Origin of the sequence: uncultured Abiotrophia sp., from assembly GCF_938010525.1 — a bacterium.
Lineage (GTDB): Bacteria > Bacillota > Bacilli > Lactobacillales > Aerococcaceae > Abiotrophia.
In genome coordinates this window covers 15,386-38,075 of the sequence record NZ_CALLVK010000022.1, presented here as the reverse complement: position 1 = coordinate 38,075, position 22,690 = coordinate 15,386, and the positions used below count along the sequence as shown (strand labels likewise).

23 protein-coding genes are annotated in these 22,690 nt (G+C 49.4%); 21 read left to right on the top strand and 2 right to left on the bottom strand.

The annotated features are described in order from the left end of the window. Window positions 1-52 precede the first annotated feature (52 nt). The 16 genes from Q0339_RS06265 to Q0339_RS06190 all read left to right on the top strand — a co-directional run bounded on the left by Q0339_RS06265 (window position 53) and on the right by Q0339_RS06190 (window position 16,623). Window positions 53-1,147: an aminopeptidase P family protein gene (locus Q0339_RS06265; RefSeq protein WP_298077970.1), complete on the top strand. Its 1,095-nt coding sequence runs from the start codon at window positions 53-55 to the stop codon at window positions 1,145-1,147. 183 nt (window positions 1,148-1,330) lie between these two features. Continuing rightward, window positions 1,331-1,945, top strand: a complete 615-nt coding sequence (locus Q0339_RS06260; RefSeq protein ID WP_268442403.1) for a VTT domain-containing protein — start codon at window positions 1,331-1,333, stop codon at window positions 1,943-1,945. Between the two features lie 4 nt (window positions 1,946-1,949). Beyond that, on the top strand, window positions 1,950-2,243 hold the full coding sequence (gene yidD, locus Q0339_RS06255; RefSeq protein ID WP_298077968.1) for a membrane protein insertion efficiency factor YidD: 294 nt from the start codon (window positions 1,950-1,952) through the stop codon (window positions 2,241-2,243). Window positions 2,244-2,408: 165 nt separating this feature from the next. Next, on the top strand, window positions 2,409-3,419 hold the full coding sequence (locus Q0339_RS06250; RefSeq protein WP_298077966.1) for a PTS transporter subunit IIC: 1,011 nt from the start codon (window positions 2,409-2,411) through the stop codon (window positions 3,417-3,419). 22 nt (window positions 3,420-3,441) lie between these two features. After that, window positions 3,442-4,374, top strand: coding sequence for a 2-dehydropantoate 2-reductase (locus tag Q0339_RS06245; RefSeq protein ID WP_298077965.1), 933 nt, complete (start codon window positions 3,442-3,444; stop codon window positions 4,372-4,374). A gap of 141 nt (window positions 4,375-4,515) precedes the next feature. After that, window positions 4,516-6,156: a Na/Pi cotransporter family protein gene (locus Q0339_RS06240; RefSeq protein WP_298077964.1), complete on the top strand. Its 1,641-nt coding sequence runs from the start codon at window positions 4,516-4,518 to the stop codon at window positions 6,154-6,156. A 116-nt stretch (window positions 6,157-6,272) separates the two neighbouring features. Then, window positions 6,273-7,658 carry a DEAD/DEAH box helicase gene (locus Q0339_RS06235; protein ID WP_298077963.1) on the top strand — a complete coding sequence of 462 codons (1,386 nt, stop codon included), beginning with the start codon at window positions 6,273-6,275 and terminating at the stop codon, window positions 7,656-7,658. Window positions 7,659-7,683: 25 nt separating this feature from the next. Next, window positions 7,684-8,436 carry a ComF family protein gene (locus tag Q0339_RS06230; RefSeq protein WP_298077962.1) on the top strand — a complete coding sequence of 251 codons (753 nt, stop codon included), beginning with the start codon at window positions 7,684-7,686 and terminating at the stop codon, window positions 8,434-8,436. A 133-nt stretch (window positions 8,437-8,569) separates the two neighbouring features. Further along, entirely contained in the window at window positions 8,570-9,130 is a 561-nt protein-coding gene (raiA, locus tag Q0339_RS06225; protein WP_298077961.1) for a ribosome-associated translation inhibitor RaiA, read from the top strand. A 251-nt stretch (window positions 9,131-9,381) separates the two neighbouring features. Next, entirely contained in the window at window positions 9,382-11,769 is a 2,388-nt protein-coding gene (secA, locus tag Q0339_RS06220) for a preprotein translocase subunit SecA (protein WP_070756346.1), read from the top strand. 154 nt (window positions 11,770-11,923) lie between these two features. Next, window positions 11,924-12,139 carry a helix-turn-helix transcriptional regulator gene (locus Q0339_RS06215; protein WP_023391371.1) on the top strand — a complete coding sequence of 72 codons (216 nt, stop codon included), beginning with the start codon at window positions 11,924-11,926 and terminating at the stop codon, window positions 12,137-12,139. Then, entirely contained in the window at window positions 12,117-12,704 is a 588-nt protein-coding gene (locus tag Q0339_RS06210) for a DUF3278 domain-containing protein (RefSeq protein WP_298077960.1), read from the top strand. The genes Q0339_RS06215 and Q0339_RS06210 overlap by 23 nt, the downstream gene beginning before the upstream one ends. After that, window positions 12,694-12,891: a hypothetical protein gene (locus Q0339_RS06205; RefSeq protein WP_023391369.1), complete on the top strand. Its 198-nt coding sequence runs from the start codon at window positions 12,694-12,696 to the stop codon at window positions 12,889-12,891. Before Q0339_RS06210 ends, Q0339_RS06205 begins: the two co-directional genes overlap by 11 nt. Before the next feature lie 24 nt (window positions 12,892-12,915). After that, window positions 12,916-13,659, top strand: a complete 744-nt coding sequence (locus Q0339_RS06200; RefSeq protein ID WP_298077959.1) for an ABC transporter ATP-binding protein — start codon at window positions 12,916-12,918, stop codon at window positions 13,657-13,659. Next, window positions 13,649-15,979 (top strand): type II CAAX endopeptidase family protein, encoded by a 2,331-nt coding sequence (locus Q0339_RS06195; RefSeq protein ID WP_298077958.1) that lies wholly within the window; start codon window positions 13,649-13,651, stop codon window positions 15,977-15,979. Before Q0339_RS06200 ends, Q0339_RS06195 begins: the two co-directional genes overlap by 11 nt. A gap of 110 nt (window positions 15,980-16,089) precedes the next feature. After that, complete coding sequence (locus Q0339_RS06190) at window positions 16,090-16,623, top strand: DUF1697 domain-containing protein (protein ID WP_298077957.1); 534 nt, start codon at window positions 16,090-16,092, stop codon at window positions 16,621-16,623. Window positions 16,624-16,665: 42 nt separating this feature from the next. On the opposite strand, the gene Q0339_RS06185 is transcribed toward Q0339_RS06190, so the two are convergent. After that, window positions 16,666-16,989, bottom strand: coding sequence for a hypothetical protein (locus Q0339_RS06185; protein WP_298077956.1), 324 nt, complete (start codon window positions 16,987-16,989; stop codon window positions 16,666-16,668). Window positions 16,990-17,065: 76 nt separating this feature from the next. Between Q0339_RS06185 and Q0339_RS06180 the strand changes: the two genes are divergently transcribed. The 4 genes from Q0339_RS06180 (at window position 17,066) to ftsX (ending at window position 20,312) form a co-directional block, all read left to right on the top strand. After that, window positions 17,066-17,428 (top strand): MerR family transcriptional regulator, encoded by a 363-nt coding sequence (locus tag Q0339_RS06180; protein ID WP_298077955.1) that lies wholly within the window; start codon window positions 17,066-17,068, stop codon window positions 17,426-17,428. 109 nt (window positions 17,429-17,537) lie between these two features. After that, window positions 17,538-18,651 (top strand): peptide chain release factor 2 gene (gene prfB / locus Q0339_RS06175; protein WP_298077954.1). Its coding sequence is split into 2 segments (ribosomal slippage): window positions 17,538-17,609 and window positions 17,611-18,651, totalling 1,113 coding nucleotides; the frame shifts between segments, so codons are not numbered across the junction. A 97-nt stretch (window positions 18,652-18,748) separates the two neighbouring features. After that, entirely contained in the window at window positions 18,749-19,435 is a 687-nt protein-coding gene (ftsE, locus tag Q0339_RS06170) for a cell division ATP-binding protein FtsE (protein ID WP_298077953.1), read from the top strand. Beyond that, a complete protein-coding gene (ftsX, locus tag Q0339_RS06165) occupies window positions 19,422-20,312 on the top strand; it encodes a permease-like cell division protein FtsX (protein WP_298077951.1) in 891 nt (296 codons plus the stop codon). The genes ftsE and ftsX overlap by 14 nt, the downstream gene beginning before the upstream one ends. A gap of 86 nt (window positions 20,313-20,398) precedes the next feature. Here the strand turns inward: ftsX and Q0339_RS06160 are convergent, their stop codons facing one another. Next, window positions 20,399-21,655 (bottom strand): MFS transporter, encoded by a 1,257-nt coding sequence (locus Q0339_RS06160; protein WP_298077950.1) that lies wholly within the window; start codon window positions 21,653-21,655, stop codon window positions 20,399-20,401. Window positions 21,656-21,859: 204 nt separating this feature from the next. Between Q0339_RS06160 and Q0339_RS06155 the strand changes: the two genes are divergently transcribed. Beyond that, window positions 21,860-22,690, top strand: a complete 831-nt coding sequence (locus Q0339_RS06155; RefSeq protein ID WP_298077949.1) for a phosphotransferase family protein — start codon at window positions 21,860-21,862, stop codon at window positions 22,688-22,690.

Sequence of the window (22,690 nt, the reverse complement as noted above, 5' to 3'; positions counted from 1 at the left end):
CAGCAAATCCCTGTGCTATAATAGAAGGGAAAGAAGAAGGGAGCGCGTATACATGCAAACTGAACGATTAGAAGCCCTAGTTCAGGGGATCAAGGCGGCGGGGATTGCCCAACAATTAGTGACTGACCCGTCAAGTATTGCTTATTTGATTGGCTATGAGACCCAGCCGGGAGAGCGGCTCTTACTGCTCAAGGTGGCAGCTGACGGTCGTCATCAACTCTATCTCAACCAACTCTTCCCACAGGCTAGCGACTTAGCACACGACTTAGAGATTGTGACCTACCGTGATGGGGAGCCAGTCATCAGCTGGTTGGCCCAAAGTCTGGTGCCCGGTAAAACGGGGATTGATAAGGTTTGGCCAAGTCATTTTCTCTTGGATCTGATGGCGGCCCGCCAAGATTTGCAGCCGGTGAATGCTGCTTATTTGGTAGATGACCTGCGGGCCATCAAGTCACCTGAGGAGCAAGAAATCATGCGAGAGGCGTCTGCCCTTAATGATCAGGCAACCCTAGCCCTGATTAACTTAGTGGCGGATGGCTTACCAGAATCTGAAATGGTCAGCGAATTGGCTGGTATCTATCAGCGTTTGGGCTGCCAAGGCTTCTCCTTTGAACCCATTATTGCTTACGGAGCCAATGGGGCGGATCCCCACCACGAAACCAATGACGACCGCCCTCAACCAGGTGATTCAGTGGTGATTGATATCGGCTCTACCTACAAGGGCTACTGTTCTGATATGACCCGGACCGTCTTCTACGGGGAGCCGGATGAGGAGTCTCGGCGGGTCTATGAGACCGTGCGTCAGGCCCAAGAAGCGGCCATTAAGGCAGTCCGGCCAGGTGTGACCTTGGCCAGCATTGACCGGGCGGCGCGCCAGGTCATTGAGGAGGCTGGCTACGGGGAATACTTCACCCACCGGACCGGCCACTTCATCGGACGAGAAGTCCACGAAGCAGGGGACGTTTCCGAGTTCAACCAAGCTCAGGCCCAAGTCGGCCAAATCTTCTCCATCGAGCCAGGTATCTACCTGCCAGGTAAGGTAGGGGTGCGGATTGAAGACTTAGTCTTGGTGACAGAGACCGGTTGCCAAGTCCTCAACCAGGTCAGCAAGGATCTGATTGTGGTAGAACCACACTTGAAATTCTAATAGTCGAGTAGCCAGAGCGTCGTTAGTTCTGGCTACTTTTTGTTTAGGGGAGTCAGTACTTTGACATCAAATCCTAAAAAAGAGTTAACATTACTGACATAATAAGATTTTTAGTGTATAGTAGACTTGTTGACGGTCTGTCCAAGGGACAACCGTGAGACATGACTTAAAGGAGTAGACGCTATGAGCAAGCTATCGCTCGAGAAAAAACGGAAACTGATTCAAATTCTCACCGTAGTAGGTTTGATTCTGACCGTTACGGGCTCAGTCTTTATTGCCAGTTCGCCTTATTTTAAGGAAGGCGGGGGCTTTGGAGAACTGCTTAAAAGTATGGGGATATTCGGTCCCTTACTCTTCCTCTTATTACAAATTTCCCAGACAATCTATCCCATTATTCCCGGGGGCCTACACAATGTCATCGGCGACGTCATCTACGGTCACTTTGGCGGCTTCCTGCTCAATTGTACGGGTATGGTCATCGGTTCCTGCATTAACTTTTTCCTCGGCAAGCGCTTTGGCTCCAGTTTCATCAAGGCCTTCTTGTCAGACAAGCAGTACGACCACTACATCGCCAAAATGAATGATGGCCCGGGCTTCCGTCGCCTGCTTAAAATCGGCTTCGTGGCGCCCATCTTCCCGGACGATATCTTCTGTATGATTACCGGTATGTCCAACATCACCTTCAAAGAATTCGTCAAGATGGTGCTGCTCTACCGGCCAGCTTCCCTCTTCTTCTTCACCTTCCTGTCCAGTGAGATCATTCAGTGGCTCTTCCGGACCTTCCTCCAGAAGGGGTGATAGGATGTTTCGTTGGCTCTTCATTAAGCTAGTGCGCTTCTATCAGTTGGCCCTATCGCCACTCTTCCCGCCTAGTTGCCGTTATAGTCCGACCTGTTCCACCTATACTATCCATGCCATTGAAAAACATGGCGCCTTCAAAGGCCTCATCATGGGCTTGGCGCGGATAAGTCGCTGCCATCCCTTTGTGGCAGGGGGGAAGGACCCGGTGCCGGACTACTTTACCTTAAGACGCTCAACCCTAGCAGATGGTAGTCCCAAGCCCCATCCCAAGGGTTGTTGTCACCACCATCAGTAACAATAAGCGATTAAGCTAGGACCTTCAGGTCCTAGCTTATTTTTCTGTCTGAACGGGTTTATGGCACCTGCCTCTTTTTTTGTGGTCTTGCTTAGGGTATACTAGTACTTGTAAACTTGATGAAAGCGAGGAAATCCTATGATGAAATCCTTCAAATCATTCCTAATGAATGTCTTAAATGGCTCCGCCCTAGGGGTCATCGCTGCCTTGATTCCCGGGGCTCTCCTAGGAGAACTCTTCAAGGCCTTAACGCCAAGTTTCCCTGCCTTGGCCTTCATGACCCAGATTGTCAGTGCCACCAATACTTTTGTTGGCTTTGCGATCGGGGTGGCGGTTGCCATTCGTTTCGCCTTCAATCCCCTAGAGACCATTACGGTCGGCATGACCACCATGTTGGCAGGTGGTTCCCTTCAATTCCTAGAGTCTGGCCTGCAGCTTAAGGGGACGGGGGACATTATCACCATGTGTGTGACGGCCGGATTGGCAGTAGCGGTCATTCAATTCTTGCGCCCACTGGTGGGGGCTTACGCTATTCTGGTCATTCCAACCTTAACCGTCATTGTGGCGGGTGGCCTGGGCCGTGTGCTCTATCCATACTTTATCCTCATTACCGGTAAGATTGGGGAATTTATCGCCCATCTCTTGACCTTAGAGCAGACCACTCTCTGTATCTGTCTGGCGATTATTTTTGCCCTGATTATTGTATCGCCTATTTCTTCAGTCGGCATCGGGATTGCCATTTCCTTGGCGGGCGTCGGTTCAGGGGCGGCCAACCTAGGGATTGTAGCCTGTGGTTTCGCCTTGGCCATTGCGGGTCGTCGGGTTAACTCCCTAGGGACCTGTATCGCCCACTTCATTGGCTCGCCTAAGCTATCCATGCCTAACATTATCAGCCATCCTAAACTCTTGTTGCCAATCTGCCTCAATGCGGGTATTATGGGGTTCTTAGCCTCCGTCTTCTATATTCAGGGGACGCCGCTATCAGCTGGCTTTGGCCTCAGTGGTTTAGTAGGTCCCGTCAACCACCTCAATATCGTGGGTTGGACAGCCGGGAATGGCCTTGTAACGGTCTTGCTCTTCGTCGTGGCCCCAATTGTTTTGGGCTTTGCTAGCGACTACCTCTTCGTCACCCGTCTGGGCTGGATTGACCCAGAAAACTATCGTATTACCATCTAATTCAAGAAAAGGAGACAAAACTATGAAATTTGCAATTGCTGGTGCCGGCGCTATGGGCTGCCGTTTTGCCTATCAACTTAAACAAAGTGGCCAAGAGGTTATCTTAATCGACCGCTGGCCGGCTCATATTGAAGCCATCCGCCAAAATGGCCTACATGTCGACTGGAATGGTCAGGAAGTGGTGGAGCAATTTCCTATCTATTATCCGGAAGAAGTGACCGAACAAGTGGACGTGGTCATCGTCTTCACCAAGGCTATGCAGTTGGCGGACATGCTATCAGCCATTCAACCGGTCTTCGGACCTGACACCGCGGTGGTCTGCCTACTCAATGGATTAGGCCACGAGCTAGTCATGAAGCAATATGTGGCCGAAGAGAACCTAGTCATGGGCTCTACCATTTGGTCAGCCGCTTTGGATGGACCAGGCCGGGCAGTACTGCATGGCGTGGGAAGCCTGTCCCTGCAAAACTTTGTCGACACACCAAGTGCTCGTGCTAAGACCCAAGCCATTGTGGCAGCCTTAGATGCGGCGGGCTTGCAAGCTAGTTACAGCGAAAATGTCAAGGCAGCCATTTGGCGCAAAGCCTGCGTCAATGCCTGCGGTAACGCACCAACTGCCTTGTTGGAATGCGACCTGGGTGGCTTTTTCGACAATCCTTACACGGAAGAATTAGTGTCTGCTATCGCCCAAGAGTTCACGGCAGTAGCCGCAACCCAAGGGGTGGAATTTGACCCAGCAGAACTGACTCAATTCATTATCTCTGCTTCCCTTAAGATTCGTGAGCACCATGCTTCCATGTACCAAGATTTGATTATCAACCGTCGTTTGACTGAGGTGGATTACATCAACGGGGCAGTAACCCGAATTGGTGAAGCAGCTGGTATCTCAACGCCTGTTAACCGAACCATCACCCAACTAGTTCATATGAAGGAACTCCTCTTGGGTGCCCAATAAAGACAGAAAGTGTCGTTTGCTTGTGGAGTAAGCGACACTTCATTGTGCCGCTCTTAATTTCTTCTTTTTTTTCCTTATAAGTCTTGTTATACTATAGTTAGTTAAAATCATCGTGTCTATTGAAAGAAAGGGAATTATCACATGGCATTAACGAATATTTTCGGCCTCTTGGGTGGTTTGGGGCTCTTCCTCTTCGGGATGACTCTCATGTCTCAAGGGCTAGAAACGGCTGCCGGCAGTCGTCTCAAGCAGATTTTGGAGAAGTTGACCGCTAACCGCTTCATTGGGGTAGGGGTCGGTGCCTTAGTCGCAGCCTTGACACAGTCCTCTTCCGCGACCACGGTCATGGCGATTGGTTTCGTTAACTCAGGTTTGATGGACCTCAAAAGCGCGGTCTGGATTATCATGGGGGCCAATATCGGGACCACCATTACCGGACAGTTGATTGCCTTGAATTTCTCGGCCTATGCGCCACTTATCCTCTTCGCCGGGGTTCTCTTGGCCATGTTTGCCGCCAAAGGCCGTTCCGCAGCTGTAGGACAAGTTCTAATAGGGCTTGGTATGCTCTTCATGGGTTTGGAACATATGTCGCAATCCATGGAGCCGCTCCGCTATATGCCAGAATTTACCGGGCTCTTGGCTAAATTCGAGAATCCCTTGCTAGGGATTGCAGTCGGGGCCATCTTTACGGCGATTATTCAGTCCAGTTCAGCTTCAGTCGGGATTTTGCAGACCTTGGCCCTCAGCGGTGTTATTACCTTGCCAAGCGCCATTTATGTCCTCTTCGGGCAGAACATCGGGACCTGTATTACGGCCATTCTGGCTTCGATTGGCTCTGAGCGTAATGCTAAGCGGGCGACCTTGATTCACCTCTTATTTAACGTAATTGGGACAGTTATCTTTGTGGCCATTAGCATGACAACGCCATTTGTCCACTGGATGGAAGGCCTGACGCCAGGCAATGTGCCAGTCCAAATCGCCAACGTTCATACTATCTTCAACGTGGTGACTACCTTCTTGCTCTTGCCATTCGGGGAACAATTGGTGCGTCTGACCTATGTTTTCTTGCCAAACTTACCAGAAGCACCAACACCAAGTGTGGTGCGTCACTTGGATTTCAATATCTTTAATCAAGAGTACCATGTCGGTTTAACCACTATGATGGGTGCCCAACTCTACAAGGAAGTCATGAATATGTTAGGTTTAGTACGCCAAAACGTAGCCATGGCCTTCAGCATTTATGATGAGACAGATGTTGAGGATAAGGTGGCCGAGATTAAGAGTCGTGAGCAGGACATCGACGAGCTCAACCAGCAGATTGTCCAATATGCGGCCATGTCTCTGACCCACGATGCCAATTTGCAGAGTGGGGAATATGTCAAGATTGCCTCTGACTTAGAGCGTCTGGGCGACCATGCTACCAACATTATGGAGCGTATCCTCTTGATTCAAGGCAGCAAGCACGACCTGTCTGAAGAAGCGCGGGAAGAGTTGGCGACCATGTCGCACTTGGCTCTAGAAATCTTAGACCAGCTTAAGGAAACCTTGGGCGATAACCTAGAAGAAATCAACAACCAGGAACAATTAATCGACCAAGCCTACGAGACCTTCGAACGCATGCAAATCCAGCGTCTTAAGAGCAAGGTCTGTGGGACTAGCAACAGTGTCCACTTTGCCAAGATTCTGACCGACTTCGAGCGGATTGGTGACCACTGTCTTAACATCGCCCAAGAAATGAATACCATCCACCCAAGTTGGAAATTCGTTGAACAACAAGACTAAAATAATCAAGGCTAGGACCTAAGGGGTTCTAGTCTTTTTGTTTTGTCATCAAAATGTTAGAAGCTAAAAAGTGCCAAGTCCCCCTCTTTTGGGTATTTATAGAGGGGGGGATCGAGATGGAAGTCCGTGATAATTTAGCAGGTCGCTGTTTGACCCAGGCAGAAGTCCAAGAAGTGTGGCAGTTGACGGAAGCTAGGGGGCAGAACCTAGAAACTTGGCTAGCTAGTCTGCCTTCAAAGCCTGCCTTGACGGGTCCGCCCTGGGTCTGTGGCCGTTGTGGTAACCAGGATCCACATCAGTTTTGGACCTTCAAGGGGCTGGATGGTCAGCCTAGGACTTATTGCCTGGACTGCCTATCTCTAGGTCGAGTCATGTCAGGCCAGAGGCTGTATTGTCAGCCGGCTCCAGCCGGAAGGCCTCTGAGCCAGTCTCCGCTGACTTGGCAGGGAGAGTTGACCCCAAGTCAGGCTGAGATTGCTCAGAAGCTGGTTGAAACCTGGCGGGGCCAGGAGCGGCGACCACAATTAGTCTGGGCGGTCACAGGCGCCGGCAAGACCGAGTTGGTTTTCCCTTTGTTGAAACGGGTGCTCATGGATGGTGGCCGAGTCTGTCTGGCCTCGCCCCGAATTGATGTCTGCTTAGAGCTGGCGCCTCGGGTTAAGGCAGCCTTTGCTGGCTTAGACTGTCAGGTTCTCTATGGGGGGAGCCAGGATCGATATGAGCTCAAGCCGCTAACACTGGCGACAACTCACCAACTGCTACGTGCTTATCAGGCTTTTGATTGCTTGATTGTAGATGAGGTGGATGCCTTTCCCTATGTGGATTCTCGTGCCTTGCATGAGGCAGTGGCACGGGCACTTAAGCCGGGAGGTTTATTAGTTTATCTGACCGCCACACCGGATGACCGGCTCTTGTCTGACTGGGAGGCGGGGCGCTTGGTCTGCCAACAACTGCCGGCTCGCTATCATGGACATCCTTTGCCCCTGCCAGAGCTCCAGTGGGTAGGGGACTGGCCTAAGGGCTTAGCTGCCGGTCGCTTGATTCGGCCGCTTAAGCAGATTTTGCGGCGCTTCGGCCATCTAGAGGGGCCAAAATTACTCTTTGTGCCCCATATTCCCCAGGCCCAAGCCTGTGCCAAGCTCTTGAAACCCTTGTTGCCTAGCCTGGCGCTAAGCTCAGTTCATGCCAGTGACCCTAAGCGCCAGGACAAGGTAACGGCGCTACGACAAGGCAGGCTGGATTTATTGGTGACCACGACCATTTTAGAGCGGGGTGTGACTTTGCCTCATTGCCAGGTCTGTATTCTGGGAGCGGATGATGAACTCTATACGCGAGCCAGTCTCATGCAAATGAGCGGGCGGGTAGGGCGAAGCGCTGATCAACCGTCAGGCGCTCTTTGGTGGTTGCATCAGGGGCAAAGTCTTGCCATGCGCCAGGCCATCCAGCAACTTGTCGCCCTCAATCAGACAGCTCAGGCGCGTGGGCTTTTGCGGGCCAACTAGGAGGTGGAAAGTTTTGAAGTGTATCATGTGCCAAGAACCTTGCCATCAGGGCCCGACCATCTGGGACTACCTAGCTTGGGGTCCCTTGCCGGAGTCAGTTCTCTGTCGCGCCTGCCAAGATCTCTGGCAGACTCAGATTGAAGGCCAGGTCATTTGCTGGGGTTGCGGTCGGGCCTTGTCCCAGCAGGCCCAGGATCCCTATCATGCCGTAGCTATCTGGCAGGATCAACATGCCTATTGCCAAGAATGTCAGGCCTGGCTCAGCTCTTATCCCATTGACTTAATCCATCACCAGGCCCTCTGTCCCTATCAAGGAGCCCTACGCCAGTGGCTCCACAGCTACAAATACTTAGGAGATATCCGCCAGGCCCAGGCCCCTGCTCAGCGCTTAAGGGCCTTTGCCAGCCAACATCCAAAGGCCCAGTGGATGGTCTTGCCCTCGTCGCCAGCCAGTTTGGCCCAACGACAATTTCACGCCACACGCCAGCTCTTAGAAGTGGCGGGTTTGAAGGTTTTTTGTCCTTTTGACTATGTGGGGGATGGAGTCAAGCAAGCTAGCAAGAGCCGGCAACAACGCCTAGCGCTGGGCCAAGTTTTTGCCCTCAAGGAAGAGGTGTTAGCTCATTTGCCTAGGGGCGAATGGTGGCTCTTTGATGATGTTTACACAACTGGGAGCACCCTCTTGCGGGCCAAATCCTTGTTGTATCCTGTAGCAAAAAATCGGCAAATCCCCCTCTATTCCTTTTCTTTATTCCGCGAGGGGAGAGTCGAAAAATAATTGAGTGTTTCCGCTTTCAATCTTAGGATGGGTATGCTATAATAAGCATAAGCAGAAGATAAACTGCTTGACAATAGGATTAAGATCCCGGGATTAACCCTATTAATCACCAACAGAAATGAGGGATTCGGTTATGTTTAACTATAATGTACGCGGAGAAAATATTGAAGTGACCAAAGCCATCCGTGATTATGCAGAGAAGAAAGTCAGCAAGTTAGAGCGTTTCTTCGACAATGTGCCAGATGCGACGGCTTACGTTAACCTCAAGGTATATCCCGACAAGACAGCTAAAGCCGAAGTGACCATTCCGCTCTCCTTCCTAGTGTTGCGTGCGGAAGAAACCAACCCAGATTTATATGCAAGTATTGACCTGGTGGTTGATAAACTCGAACGCCAAGTGCGTAAACATAAAACAAAAATTCACCGTAAATATCGCGAAGTGCATGGCGATGCAGGGGCTTATGATGCGCTCCTCAACCAGGCAAGTGAACTTGCTAGCGAAGAACCTGAGCTAGATATTGTGCGGTCAAAACGCATTAGCCTCAAACCAATGAGCAGCGAAGAAGCGGTACTACAAATGAACATGCTGGGCCATGACTTCTTCGTCTACACAGACGCAGAAACAGAAGAATTCAGCATTGTCTATCGTCGTAAAGATGGCCGCTATGGTCTGATTGAGACGGCAGAACTCTAAGCTAAAGTTGAATTTGTGAGGGCGAGACAGGAGTCTCGCCCTTCTTTTTATGGTGGAGACTAGCTTTGTGTTCATGGAGGCGAGCTGGGACATTATCATGATGCTAGATTCCAACCAGGCGGACAAGGGTTTCGGCCTGGCTTTTTTTCATTTTTTAGTATAAAAACATTCAAATTCTGCATGAATTCTGCTATAATAGAATAGATGCATTAGGCATAACTTATGATGTAGATAAACAAAGGAGATTATTAATGGCTAATTTTCTAAGAAACCTCGTTGAAAACGATAAAGCAGAATTGCGCCGGACAGGTCGTATTGCCGACCAAGTCATGGCGTTAGAAGACAAATACAAGGCCATGAGCGATGAAGAATTACGCGCCCAAACGGCTGAATTCAAGAAACGCCTGGAAGCAGGTACTAAATTAGACGACCTCTTGGTAGAAGCTTTCGCTGTTGTGCGTGAAGCGGACCGTCGTGTCTTGGGTCTCTTCCCATACCGCGTCCAAATCCAAGGTGGGATTGTCATCCATGGCGGGAACATTGCCGAAATGCGTACTGGTGAAGGGAAAACCTTGACCGAAACCATGCCGGTATACCTCAATGCCCTAACTGGCAAAGGGGTTCACGTTGTGACCGTTAACGAATACTTAGCAACTCGTGACTCCAAGGAAATGGGGGCTGTCTACGAGTTCCTAGGCTTGACTGTCGGGCTCAACCTCAACAGCATGTCATCTGCTGAGAAGCGTGAAGCTTACAACTGTGACATCACTTATTCTACTAACAACGAATTAGGCTTTGACTACCTCCGTGATAACATGGTGGTTTACAAGGAGCAAATGGTACAACGTCCATTGCATTTTGCGGTAGTCGATGAAGTAGACTCCATCTTAGTCGATGAAGCTCGTACGCCATTGATTATCTCTGGTCAAGCTGAGAAATCAACCGCCCTTTACACCCGGGCAGACTACTTCGCTAAAGGTTTGAAGGCTGAAGAAGACTACACTATTGACTTGACTTCTAAGACCATTGCCTTGACTGACCAAGGGGTTGACAAGGCTGAGCGTGTCTTCCGTCTGGAAAACCTCTACGATGTCAACAACTCTGTCTTGGTTCACCATATTGACCAAGCTTTGCGTGCTAACTACATTATGTTGCACGATATCGACTATGTAGTCGACGAAGGCAAGGTTAAGATTGTCGATCCATTTACGGGTCGTATCATGGACGGTCGTCGTTACTCTGACGGTCTCCACCAAGCGATCGAAGCTAAGGAAAACGTTGAAATCGAAGACGAGTCTAAGACTATGGCGACTATCACCTTCCAAAACTACTTCCGTATGTATGAGAAGTTGTCAGGGATGACCGGGACAGCCAAGACCGAGGAAGAAGAATTCCGCGAAATCTATGGCATGAACGTGGTTGTAATCCCAACCAACCGTCCAGTACAACGGGTGGATGCGCCAGACCAACTCTATCCAAGTCTTAAATCTAAATTCAAGGCAGTGGTGGCTGACATTAAGGAACGCCACAGCAAGGGCCAACCAATCTTGGTCGGTACGGTTGCCGTTGAAACCTCTGAATACCTGTCTAATCTCTTGACCAAGGAAGGCATTCCTCACGAAGTCCTCAACGCTAAGAACCACTTCAAAGAAGCCGAAATCGTTATGCAAGCGGGTCAACGTGGCGCCGTTACCATCGCGACCAACATGGCCGGTCGTGGTACTGACATTAAGTTAGGTCACGGTGTTAAGGAATTAGGTGGTCTCTGCGTAATCGGGACTGAACGTCACGAATCTCGTCGTATTGACAACCAGCTCCGTGGTCGTTCAGGTCGTCAAGGGGACCCAGGTGCTTCCCAATTCTACCTATCTCTAGAAGATGACCTCATGCGTCGTTTCGGTTCTGACCGAATCAAAGCTATGTGGGAGCGTCTCAATGTGACGGATGAAGAGATGGAAGATATGGCTATTACCAGCCGTTTCCTCTCCCGCCAAGTAGAATCTGCGCAAAAACGCGTCGAAGGGAACAACTACGATACACGTAAGAACGTCTTGGAATATGACGAAGTAATGCGTGAACAACGTGAAGTTATCTATAGCCAACGTCAACAAGTCATTAACGAAACTGACAACTTAACTGACGCAGTCAAAGGCATGATCAAACGTACCATTATCCGTGAAGTGGAAGCCGTGACTGAAGGCGACAAGAAAGACTGGAACTACCGTGGCCTCTTGGATTACGCCCACGCTAACCTAGTCAACCCAGAACAATTGACCCTTCAAGACCTAGAAGGCAAATCTGCTAAGGAATTAGTAGAAACCCTCTACGGCACAGCTATGAAGGTCTTCCAAAGCAAGTTGGACATGCTCTATGGTCCAGAACAGGTCTTGGAATTCGAGAAAGTGATTATTTTACGTGTGGTAGACAGCAAGTGGACAGATCACATCGACATGATGGATCACCTACGCCAAGGGGTCGGCTTACGGGCTTACGCTCAAACCAACCCATTGACTGAATACCAAACGGAAGGTTACGAACGTTTCCAAGAAATGATTGCTGAAATCGAGTTTGACGTGACACGCTTCATTATGAAGTCGCAAATCCGTCAAAACTTGGAGCGCGAACAAGTTAACGCATAATCAAAAATCCCATTATATCATATATGATATAATGGGATTTTTTTTGCGTCTTATGCCCAGTTTCTAAAAAATATGTCATATATAGTTGACATCTCTTTCCAGAAGGTCTATACTATGTGTAACATATATGTGACATAAAGAAAGAAGGCGTGCTATGAACCGCGTGCGAGAATTACGTCAGAGCCGGAAACTCTCACAATTAGCCCTAGCCAAAGAGGTTGGGGTCGCCCGACAAACCATTAACCTAATCGAAAATGACAAGTACAATCCATCCTTGGATCTCTGCCTCAAGCTAGCCTATGCGCTCGAGACAGACTTGAATACCTTATTCTGGGAGGTCGAATTGCATGAATCAACCACACAAGCATAAGAAATTTAGCTGGGAGAACTGGATCCGCCGCTTTTACGGGGTACAGAACTTAGACGAATATCGCATGGCAGAAATCAATAAGATTGGCAACAAGGCCTATCTGATCTTGCTGACCTATCTTGGCTTGGCCAACGTCGCAGCCTATTTTCTCTGGTACTTCCAACCCGAGTGGGCCTTTTGGGGCATGCTTGGATGTAATCTCTTGGTGTTGCTAGGCCTCAACACCTATGTGGCGACCAAGGTTCATCGCCTTAAGCTAGATGCCTTAGAAGTCGAACCTAATAAGGTCCAGCAAGCCCTTAAAGACTTAGTCTGGTCGGCCATAAAAGCCGGGATTTTCTTCGCTGTTTGGATGCACTTTTCCCTAGCGGCCATTGGGGCCCTCTTGGGTGAGGATGGCATGGCCCATCTGACCCAGTGGCGCTACATTATCATTAATGCCTTAGGAGGTGTCTTCTTCGGGCTTGTGACCTACACAGTAGGACGTCGGCGTTTGCGAGATGGCCAAGCTGGCCTAGAAGAAGACCTAGAGTCTAGTCAAGAGGAGGACGACCATGAAAACTAACTATCTAAGATGGCTAGCCATTCTGGCAGGTATGGGCCTGATTGCCATCGCCCTGTCTCGCGGCATGGGTTACTGGCAGGAATCTCTCATTCAGATGGATTCGACCCTGCGAATTAGCATTGGCCTCATTCTAGGCCTGAGTTTCTTCGTATTTGTCTACTGGCAGCAGCGAAAGAATAAGAAGTAATCAGCAGATTAGGAGGTAATTCCCATGATTGAATTTCAAAATGTCTCTAAAACTTACGGGGCCACTCAAGCCCTCAAAGACCTCAATCTTAGCATCCAAGAAGGCCAAATTGTCGGCCTAATCGGCCATAATGGGGCAGGTAAATCCACTACCATCAAATCCCTAGTCTCCGTCATTAACCCGACTGCAGGCAAAATCCTGGTCGATGGCTTCGACTTAGCTAGTCACCGGCTAAGAATCAAGCAAAAGATTGGCTATGTAGCCGATTCGCCAGACCTCTTCCTACGCCTGACGGCCCAGGAATTCTGGGACTTGGTGGCTGCCTCTTATGGCCTAAACAGGCAGGATTATGAAAATCGACTAGTAGATCTGCTTGGTCTCTTTGATTTTGCCGACCACCGTTATGAAGTCATTGAGACCTTCTCGCACGGTATGCGGCAGAAAGTTTTCGTCATTGGCGCTCTCTTGTCTGACCCTGACATTTGGGTTCTCGACGAACCTATGACCGGTTTGGATCCTCAGGCTGCTTTTGACCTCAAGCAACTCATGCGGGCCCATGCAGACAAGGGTAAGACCGTTCTCTTTTCTACCCACGTGCTAGAAGTAGCCGAGCAGCTCTGTGATCGCCTGGCCATCCTTAAGAAGGGGGAACTAATCTTCTATGGGACCGTGGCGGAACTCAAGGCGGAACATCCCGACCAAAGCCTAGAAGCCATCTATTTGAATTTGGCAGGGCGTAAGGAAGAAGGCGAGTCTCATGCGTCTTAAAATGATATGGCAACTGATGCGGGTCAATATCCTCTATGCCGGTCAGGCTGGCGCACTCACCCGTTATCGTCAAAGACAGGCCGCTAACCCTAATAAGAAGCTAGACGTGCCCATGATTCTCATCCGTCAGTACCTACTGGTAGGAGCCATGTATGTCTTTCTCTTTTGCTTTATGAATGGCTTCTTCCAACTGGCTGGGGCACCCATTCGATTTACGGTCATTGTTTCCGTCTTCGTGCTCATGATGCTGGGACAGGGCTTTATGACCTTCTACAATGTCTTCTATGAAAGTGGCGACCTACAAGCCTATCGGCCTTACGCCTATACCGAGGGCGAAATCATGCTGGCCAAGCTCTTGTCAGCCTTGATGGTCATTCTCTTTACCATCTTGCCAGTCCTCTGCTACTTTATCATCTTAGCTATTCAGAGCCCCGGCTTGTTGATTTTGACCTTGCCGCTAGCCCTGCTAGGCTTTAGTCTGATTCTGGCCACCATCATTTCCTTGTTGATTGTGCTGGCTCATTATCTGACCAAAACAACTGTTTTCCGTCAACATAAGCAACTTGCTTCCAATCTGCTTATGGCTTTGGTGATGATTATCACCTTCTGGGCGGTCTTCCAAATCAATGGCAGCCGGGATGATTTTAGTAATCTATCTGGCATGGCACAGATTTTTATGCCCTTCTATGACCTGGTGATGAACCCAGGACAAATGGGCGCCTGGCTAGGTATTTTGCCATGGCTAGCAGCCTTAGGGGCGCTTCAAATCCTCTTGCGGCTTCAAGTAGTGCCACAATTTTACGAAGCAGCCCTGACAACTTCTAGCCAATCTGGCATAGGTCAGCGTAAGAGCCGTATCTATAGTTTAGATGGCCAGGGACGTCTATCTTGGGTTAAAACCTATGTTTGGCGACTGGTAAGTGAGGGCTCGGTGCTCATGCAGGCCATCCTGATGAGTAGTATCTTCCCTTATATCTTCCTGATTGCCATCCTAGGGGGCTTGTCAGAAAAACCAGACCTGTTGGCGGAATTGGTGAAAGCTCGCTACTTGGCGCCTCTCATGCTTCTGGTCATCTTTATTGCTGGCTTTAACGCTGGCTACGGTGGCCTAGCTATGATGGGCCATTCCTTAGAAAGGGACAATCTGGCCTATATCAAGACCCTGCCAATGGATTTAATGGGCTATCTCAAGAAAAAATTCTGGTTATTAGTTGGTCTGCAAAGCCCACTGGCGCTGGCCATATTGATTGGCCTCTGCCTCTTCTTAGGCATGGAGTGGTGGGTCATCGGATGTCTGATCTTAACCTGGCTAGTGGTCAGCCTGGCTTGGTCTAGCTGGTCCTACAGTAAGGATTATCTGGAGCCTGTCACCCAATGGTCCAATGTCTCCGAACTCTATAGTCGAGGCAGCACCTGGGTGCGGAGCATGCTGATGCTGCTAGGCTATATTGTAACCATTGCTTTGGTTGTAGGCGAGTATGTGCTCTTGATGAAGTTGCCTGAGAGAACAGGCTATCTTCACGCCCTCTTCCTGACCGCTATCTTGCTAGCAGTCGCAGCTATGATTGGGATAGTGGCCTGGCATCGCCTAGCCGTCCAAGTCCGTGGGGCTGAGGCGGTTGGCCAACTAAGACATAAATGGTATTATTGGCCACCAGCCATTGTCCTGGGCTTCCTAGCCATTATGTTCAGCTTGTTACCACAGGTTGTCGTCTTCAATTTACTGGCTCAAGTCGTGGGAGATCAACAGACCTACTTGATGTTGGCTGCCTTAGCAGGTGGGATTATCTTCACTGCTATCAGTCTCAAGTTCTATTACAAACTTTCCGGTGAACGTCTCAAGTTCGGCTGGAAAGACTTGGGTATTGCGCTTGTTTCTACTATTGCTATGCGGATAGTGATTATCCTGGTCTACAGTATGATGCAAGCTTATCAACAAAAAACGGCCAATGATGTATCCTTAGGCAACGTATTAGGATTAGCCACTGAACCCAGCCTATGGATTGCCTATTTCGTTATCTCGGTAATTGGACCGATTAGCGAAGAACTTGCCTTCCGTGGCTACTTCAAGAAACTCTTCTGTAGTAAGGGGAATTTTGGTTGGTTGGCTGGCCTAGTGTCGTCTGTGATATTCGGTTATTTACATGGCTCTAGCACCTTCTTCGAATGGGCTATCTATGGTGGCATGGGCTTTATTTTCTACCTCAGCTTCCGTCGTCGGAATCAGCTGATCGATTCCATCGCCCTCCATATTGGGAATAACCTATTTGTAAGTGTCATACAGCTACTTGTTTATTACGGTATCTTGCAACTGCAATAAAAGACAACCTCGCTCCTGAAACATAGGAGCGAGGTTTTTATGCGCATAATAGGCCTTCAAGCACTAAATTATGCTATAATAGGAGCCAGATAGGGAGTGACTTGAAATTTATGAAATACCTTTTATTACTTCGTGGAATTAATGTTGGTGGCAAGAACAAAGTGGTCATGAGTGAACTTAGAGCTCAGATTGAGGCTTTGGGTTATGAAGCAGTCACTACCTACATTAATAGTGGGAATGCCTTTTTCGAAACGGAGGAGCCTCTGGAGCGCATCAAGGCTAAGATTGGCGATATGTTGGCGACTTATCCTTTTACCATTTATCATGTGGTCTTAAGTCGCGATGCCTACTTGGCGGATGCCGCACAAGTGCCGGACTGGTGGCATGAGCCCTTGGCGCGTCGCGATGTCCTCTTTTACACGGATCAAGTGGATTATGAGGACATGAAGGCTCGCATTCAGGCCATGCCCCTACACGATGAAGTGGTTTATTTTGGCGACCGAGCGGTCTTCTGGGGCAAATGCACGGAAAGTGAATACCTCAAGACCTCCTACCACAAGTACCTGCTCAAGGAGGACTTCTATCCGCAGATTACCATCCGTAATGGCAAGACCTTCGATAAATTACGGGACTTGCTAGGCTAAGCCCAAAAAGAAGAGCCGGACTTTAGGGATCCGGCTCTTTGCTTAGATCAGCCAGTAGGCTAGCCAGAGGATTAGAGACAAGCCGCCACGAATGAGGAGGTGACGTGCTTGGATGCGGCCTAGTAGATAATGGCCGTTGAGAGGGGCGCAGACCATGAGGCTGAGCAAGGCTAGTCCTAGCCCAAAACAGGCAGGCTCGTGCGACAGCCAACCCAAGTAGGCTGCTAGGCTAGTTACCATAAGGCCCAAGGCGCAAAGGACATTAAGTCCGGTCAGCCAAGCCAGACCGGGGCGCCGGCTATAAAGACTAGCGCCTAGCATGACTAGGGCGTAGAGGACGAAGAGACTGAGTAAGATAATTTTCATGATAGGACCTCCTTGTAGGTTACTATCTCTAGTAAAACCTGAGGGGCTAAGCCCCTGTCAAGAGGAGGAGACCAAAATGTTGCAGACGGGACAGATTGAAGCCAAATACCAGGTCAGTCGCGACACTCTGAGATTCTATATTGAAGAGGGGCTCGTGGTGCCTGATAAGGTGGCCGGCAAGTATCAGTGGTTGCCTGAACATGAGGCGGCTTTGACCAATATTTTGGAACTGCGAGCCCTGGGCTTATCGGTCAAGGCCATTAAACGCATTAAGGAATTGCATGAGACGGCTTGCGGGACCGAGATTCAATGGCGGGAGAATTTGATGGTTGTAGAGGAAGAGCTAGCAGATTTAGACCGCCAACAAGCTGACTTGGACCGCCGCCGGGCTTCCTTGGGCGCTTTGGCCGAGCAATTGCGTCAGCGATTAGAAGTTTAAAACTAGCAACAATTCAAGTCATAGGCCCTCTGCTGGGGCCTTTTACCATTGTCCCGCTAGGTTTTGCGTGGTACAATAAGGTGATTGACTAAACGAAGGAGCGTTGATTATGGAATTATATGAAATTCGTCAATTCATTGACAAAGCCAATAACCAATTAGCTAGCTTCAGGGGGTCTCTTTGACTTAGAGGCTTTAGAAGCAGATATTGCCGACTACGAACATCAGATGTCGGCGCCTGATTTCTGGGATGATAACGAAAAGGCTCAGAAAATTATCAGTCAACTGAACCTAGCTAAGGAGACTTACTCGACCATTCATGCCTTGGAAGAAGGTGTGGCGGACATTGAGGTGGCCATTGAACTCTATGATGAGACAGAAGATGCCGATATCTTGGCTGAAGCGGAAGGTCAGGTTGCCCAAGTCCAAGCGGACTTAGATGCCTATGAGATGAAGTTGCTCCTGTCGGGACCTCATGATGCCAATAATGCCATTCTGGAAATTCATCCAGGGGCTGGCGGGACCGAATCCCAGGACTGGGGCAGTATGCTACTGCGTATGTATCAGCGTTGGGCGGATAAGCAGGGCTTCAAGGTAACAGTCTTGGATTACCAAGACGGGGAAGAAGCGGGTATTAAGAGTGTGATCTTGGAAATCGAAGGCCACAATGCCTATGGCTACCTCAAGTCAGAGAAAGGGGTACACCGTTTGGTGCGGATTTCGCCTTTTGACTCCAACAGCCGGCGCCATACTTCCTTCGCTTCGGTAGAAGTGACGCCTATGTTGGATGACACCATCGAAATCGACATCAACCCGGATGATTTGCGTATCGACACCTATCGGGCATCAGGGGCTGGGGGTCAGCACATTAACAAGACCTCCTCTGCCATCCGGATTACCCATATTCCGACCGGCATAGTGACTCAGAGCCAGTCCCAACGTTCCCAGTTCCAGAACCGGGATTTAGCCATGGCCATGCTCAAAGCCAAGCTCTACCAATTAGAGGAAGAGAACAAGGCCAAGGAATTAGCCGCCCTTAAAGGGGAACAAAAGGACATTGCCTGGGGCTCGCAGATTCGCTCCTATGTATTCCATCCCTACGCCATGGTCAAGGATCACCGGACTGGCTACGAAGTGGGCAACACGGGGGCCGTCATGGACGGCGACCTCAACGGCTTTATCGATGCATATCTCAAATGGCAAATGGGCGACTCAGCTTCCTGATACACAATTGACATCTCCTTGTGACCCAGTGGACGAGGGAATGTGGTAGACTTAGAGTGACTAATTTTAGAAGAAGAAAGAGAAAGAAGGTGACCAGATGATTCAATTACAACGTGTCAGCAAACAATATGACAAGGGGACTATTGCCCTCCGCGACATCAACCTCTTCATTGACAAAGGGGAGTTTGTCTACTTGATTGGGCCAAGTGGCTCCGGTAAGTCGACCCTGATGAAGTTACTTTATCGTGAAGAAATGCAGACCCGCGGGACTATCCGGGTAGGGGACTTTAACCTCAATAAGCTTAAAGAACGCCAAGTGCCACATTTGCGCCGGACGGTAGGGGTAGTCTTCCAGGACTTCAAGTTGCTGCCTAAATTGAACGTCTACGAAAATATCGCCTATGCCCTAGAGGTAACGGGCGAGAGTGGCCGGACTATTAAAGCCCGGGTTAAGGAAGTTTTAGAATTAGTGGGCTTATCCCATAAGGCCAAATCCTATCCAAATGAGTTATCAGGTGGGGAACAACAACGGGTGGCCATTGCGCGGGCCATTGCTAACCGTCCAGCTATCTTGATTGCGGACGAGCCAACGGGTAACTTGGACCCTGAGACAGCCATGGGCATTCATCGTGTCCTAGAATCCATTCATCGCCGGGGAACCACCATTTTGATGGGGACCCATAACGATACCCTCGTGGACCACTTCCAACACCGGGTAGTGGTGCTAGAAGGCGGTCGAATTGTCCGTGATGACCGGAAGGGGGATTACCATGAGAGCCATTAGAAGTTTCTTCCGTCATATTCGCGACGGTTTCCGTAACCTCTTCCGTAACGGACTCATGACCTTGGTGTCCATCTTCACCATGACCTTAACCTTGATTATGATTGGGAGCTTCGTCCTAATTTGGACTAACATTAATGAAGCGACTCGCAATATCGAACAGACCTTCCAAGTACGGGTGCTGATTGACCGCATTGCGACGGCAGAAGAAGAAGCCACACTCAAGACGCAGATTCAAGGTCTTGAGCATGTTACGGATGTGGTCTATCGTAGCAAGGATGAGGAACTAGAGCACTATAAGAAGACAATCACTTCTGATTTCGATGTCATTGAAGGGGATAAGAACCCCCTCAATAACGTGTATGTGGTCTCGGTTGATAAGGGTGAAAACCTAGACAAGGTAGCCCAGGATATTCGTAAGCTAGCCAAGGTAGAAGCAGCCAATTATGGTTCAACAGATGTTGAGACCATACTAGGCAATATCAATGCAGTGCGGATTGTCCTCGCCGTATTGGCCTCGATCTTCGTTGTCTTTGCGGTACTCCTGGTGTCAAATACCATTCGTCTGACTATTTTGGCCCGCCGCACAGAAATCGAGATTATGCGCCTAGTAGGGGCAACCAAGAGTTACATTCGTGCACCTTTCAAATATGAAGGAGCCTATATTGGCTTGATTTCGGGCCTTCTGGCCTTTGGTGCCTTGTATGGTATCTATGAAGGAGCGCATAGCTACTTGCCAGGATTCTTAGGTCTAGCTAATCTCCAGCTGGTAGCCACCATGCCAATCATGGCTTATGTTGGAGCAGGACTCCTAGTGATTGGGATTGTCTTAGGTCGCCTAGGGGCAGGCCGCTCAATCCGTCGTTTCTTAGATATATAAGAGCCTAAAGGACTGGAAGATATTTCCAGTCCTTTTTGATATGAAAAAAGCCACTAGCTTGGCTAGTGGCTTGGTCTTAGTTGAGGTTAGTCTTCTAATTGGTTGCTCAAGATGTTGACCTTGCAGAAGCGAGGCCAGTAGGCGGTCACGCCTACCATAATGGCGCCGCATAAGAGGAAGAGCAGGCTAGCTGGCAAGTAGTCAAAGCCGATAGAGAAGGCCACCATCCCGAGGGGTGTTAGGAGTTGGGTAGTGGTCGTAACAATATTGAAAATCCGGCCTTGATAGTGAGTCGGTACTACCTGAGTGATCCAGGTCATCATAGGAATGTTAATGGCTGTTGAGAAGCCACCAAAGATTAAATTGATTAGAAGGAAGATGGCAAAGAAGGCATCTGTCGACAGGGGTAGCAAGAGAACAGCGCCCGTCAGAGTAATCAAACCACCTATGATCATGATGGATTTCCAGGCTAACCGAAGTGGGTAAGAGACCGCTTTGCGGGTGGAGAGATAAATCCCCACCAAGATAAAGCCTAGGCTGAGGGCGGCTTCTGAGATGCCATAATAAAAATCCGAGAAATTGAGGACTTTGACTTGGACATAAGGCATGCCCACAATGACCCCTGTAATCAGAAGGTTAATGAACATGAAGAGAGCCAAGGTATGTTGGAATTTCTTGTGGGCCTTGATAAAGTCCAGCCCTTCCTTGAAGAGGGTGAAGAGAGAGGCTTGGGCATCCGCTTGATGATGCGCAAGGAGGCGGAAGTTAAGGGTCAGGGTGATGATAATGACGAGGGCTTCTAAGACAATCTCTAGCCCTACTAAGTATTCCAGGGGTAGCATGGCATAGAGGGCAACCCCAGCAATAGGCGCGATAAATTGAGACAGGGCGCCAATGGTTTGTTCGATGGATCTGAGTTTATGGACGTGCTCCTCAACAACTAGGTTGGTAGCGGCTGCCATCGAAGCAGTGGACAGGAATTGGTCGGAAATCTTGAGGGCAATCAAGAGCAGGAAGACCATAAGCAGATTACTAGTCAGATGGGTGGTGGCGATAAAGCCGGCGAAGAGCCCCAAGGCTAGGATACTGAGACCTTGCGCCCAAACAATGATGTGTTGTTTGTTGTATTTATCGACTAGGCCACCGGTAAAGGGCAGCAGTAGCAGGGAAACCACCGGTCCTACTGCCTGGGACAGGCCGAAGTAGAAGGCTGAGTCACTGTGCTTGAGGATAATCAAGCCGATGACGAAGGTTAGAATGGCGGAACCGAGCGTACCGGCTAGGTTGGATACAATCAGTTTATTAAGTTGTTTATTGGATGCTTGGGTAAGTCTAGCTTCCATGGAATCACTCCTTTCTTAATCGATTCTAGTCTAACATAGGAGCTGGTGGCTGCCATCGGCCTTAGGACTGAAATTTGAGCGTAAGGCTAGTGATTGAACTCCGGATAGGAATCGCTTACATCAACTATTTAGTGGAAAAGTGTTTTACCTGGGTCCATTCCATGGTAAAATGGACTGTATGCTTATGAGAGAGGAGGCGCCCAGATGCGCGGTGGACAAGAACAGGACTGGCAAATGACCCCCATCGGGGGCGCTAGTGGCGACGCCTATATGGGTGTTAAGAATAACGAACGCGTCTTCTTCAAACGCAACTCCTCACCTTTCTTGGCGGCCTTGTCAGCCCAAGGGATTACCCCTAAGCTCATGTGGACCCAGCGAACCTATTCAGGAGATCTCCTAGTGGCCCAAGAATGGAAGGATGGCCGACTCCTTAGTCGAGAAGACATGGGCCAAGAAAAGGTTATTCAATTAATCCGTTCCATTCATCAATCCGACTACCTACTCATGATGCTTAAACGCAGTGAAGACCAACTCTTCTATCCCTTGGACTTTATTGCCCTTTATCTCCAAGACCTGCCAGCAGCGCTTTGCCAACATCATTTTTTCAATGAAGTCATTCATTCTCTGGAAGATGCCCTGGATGACGACTTCTATAATGTTAACTACTGTGTCTGCCATGGGGACTTGCATCACCTTAATTTCTTGGAAGCAGAAGATGGCCAGCTCTATCTAGTAGACTGGGAGAATGTCCGCATTGCCGATCCGCTTAGCGACCTCAGCCGTTTACTCTGCGAGTATTACCGGCCTAGCGACTGGACTCAATGGCTGAAGACCTATGGCCTGCGCTTTGATGCCACCACCTACAAACGGGTCCAGTGGTATAGCCAGATTAACTGTCTGCTCATTATCAAACACTATTACCAGGAGAATCGCTTCGACCGTATGAATGAGTTGGTCCTACTCTTGAAGTCCATCTACCAAGGGGCGCAAGCTGATAAGCGTCGCCTCGCCCATCAACCAAAGGAGTTTTTCTAA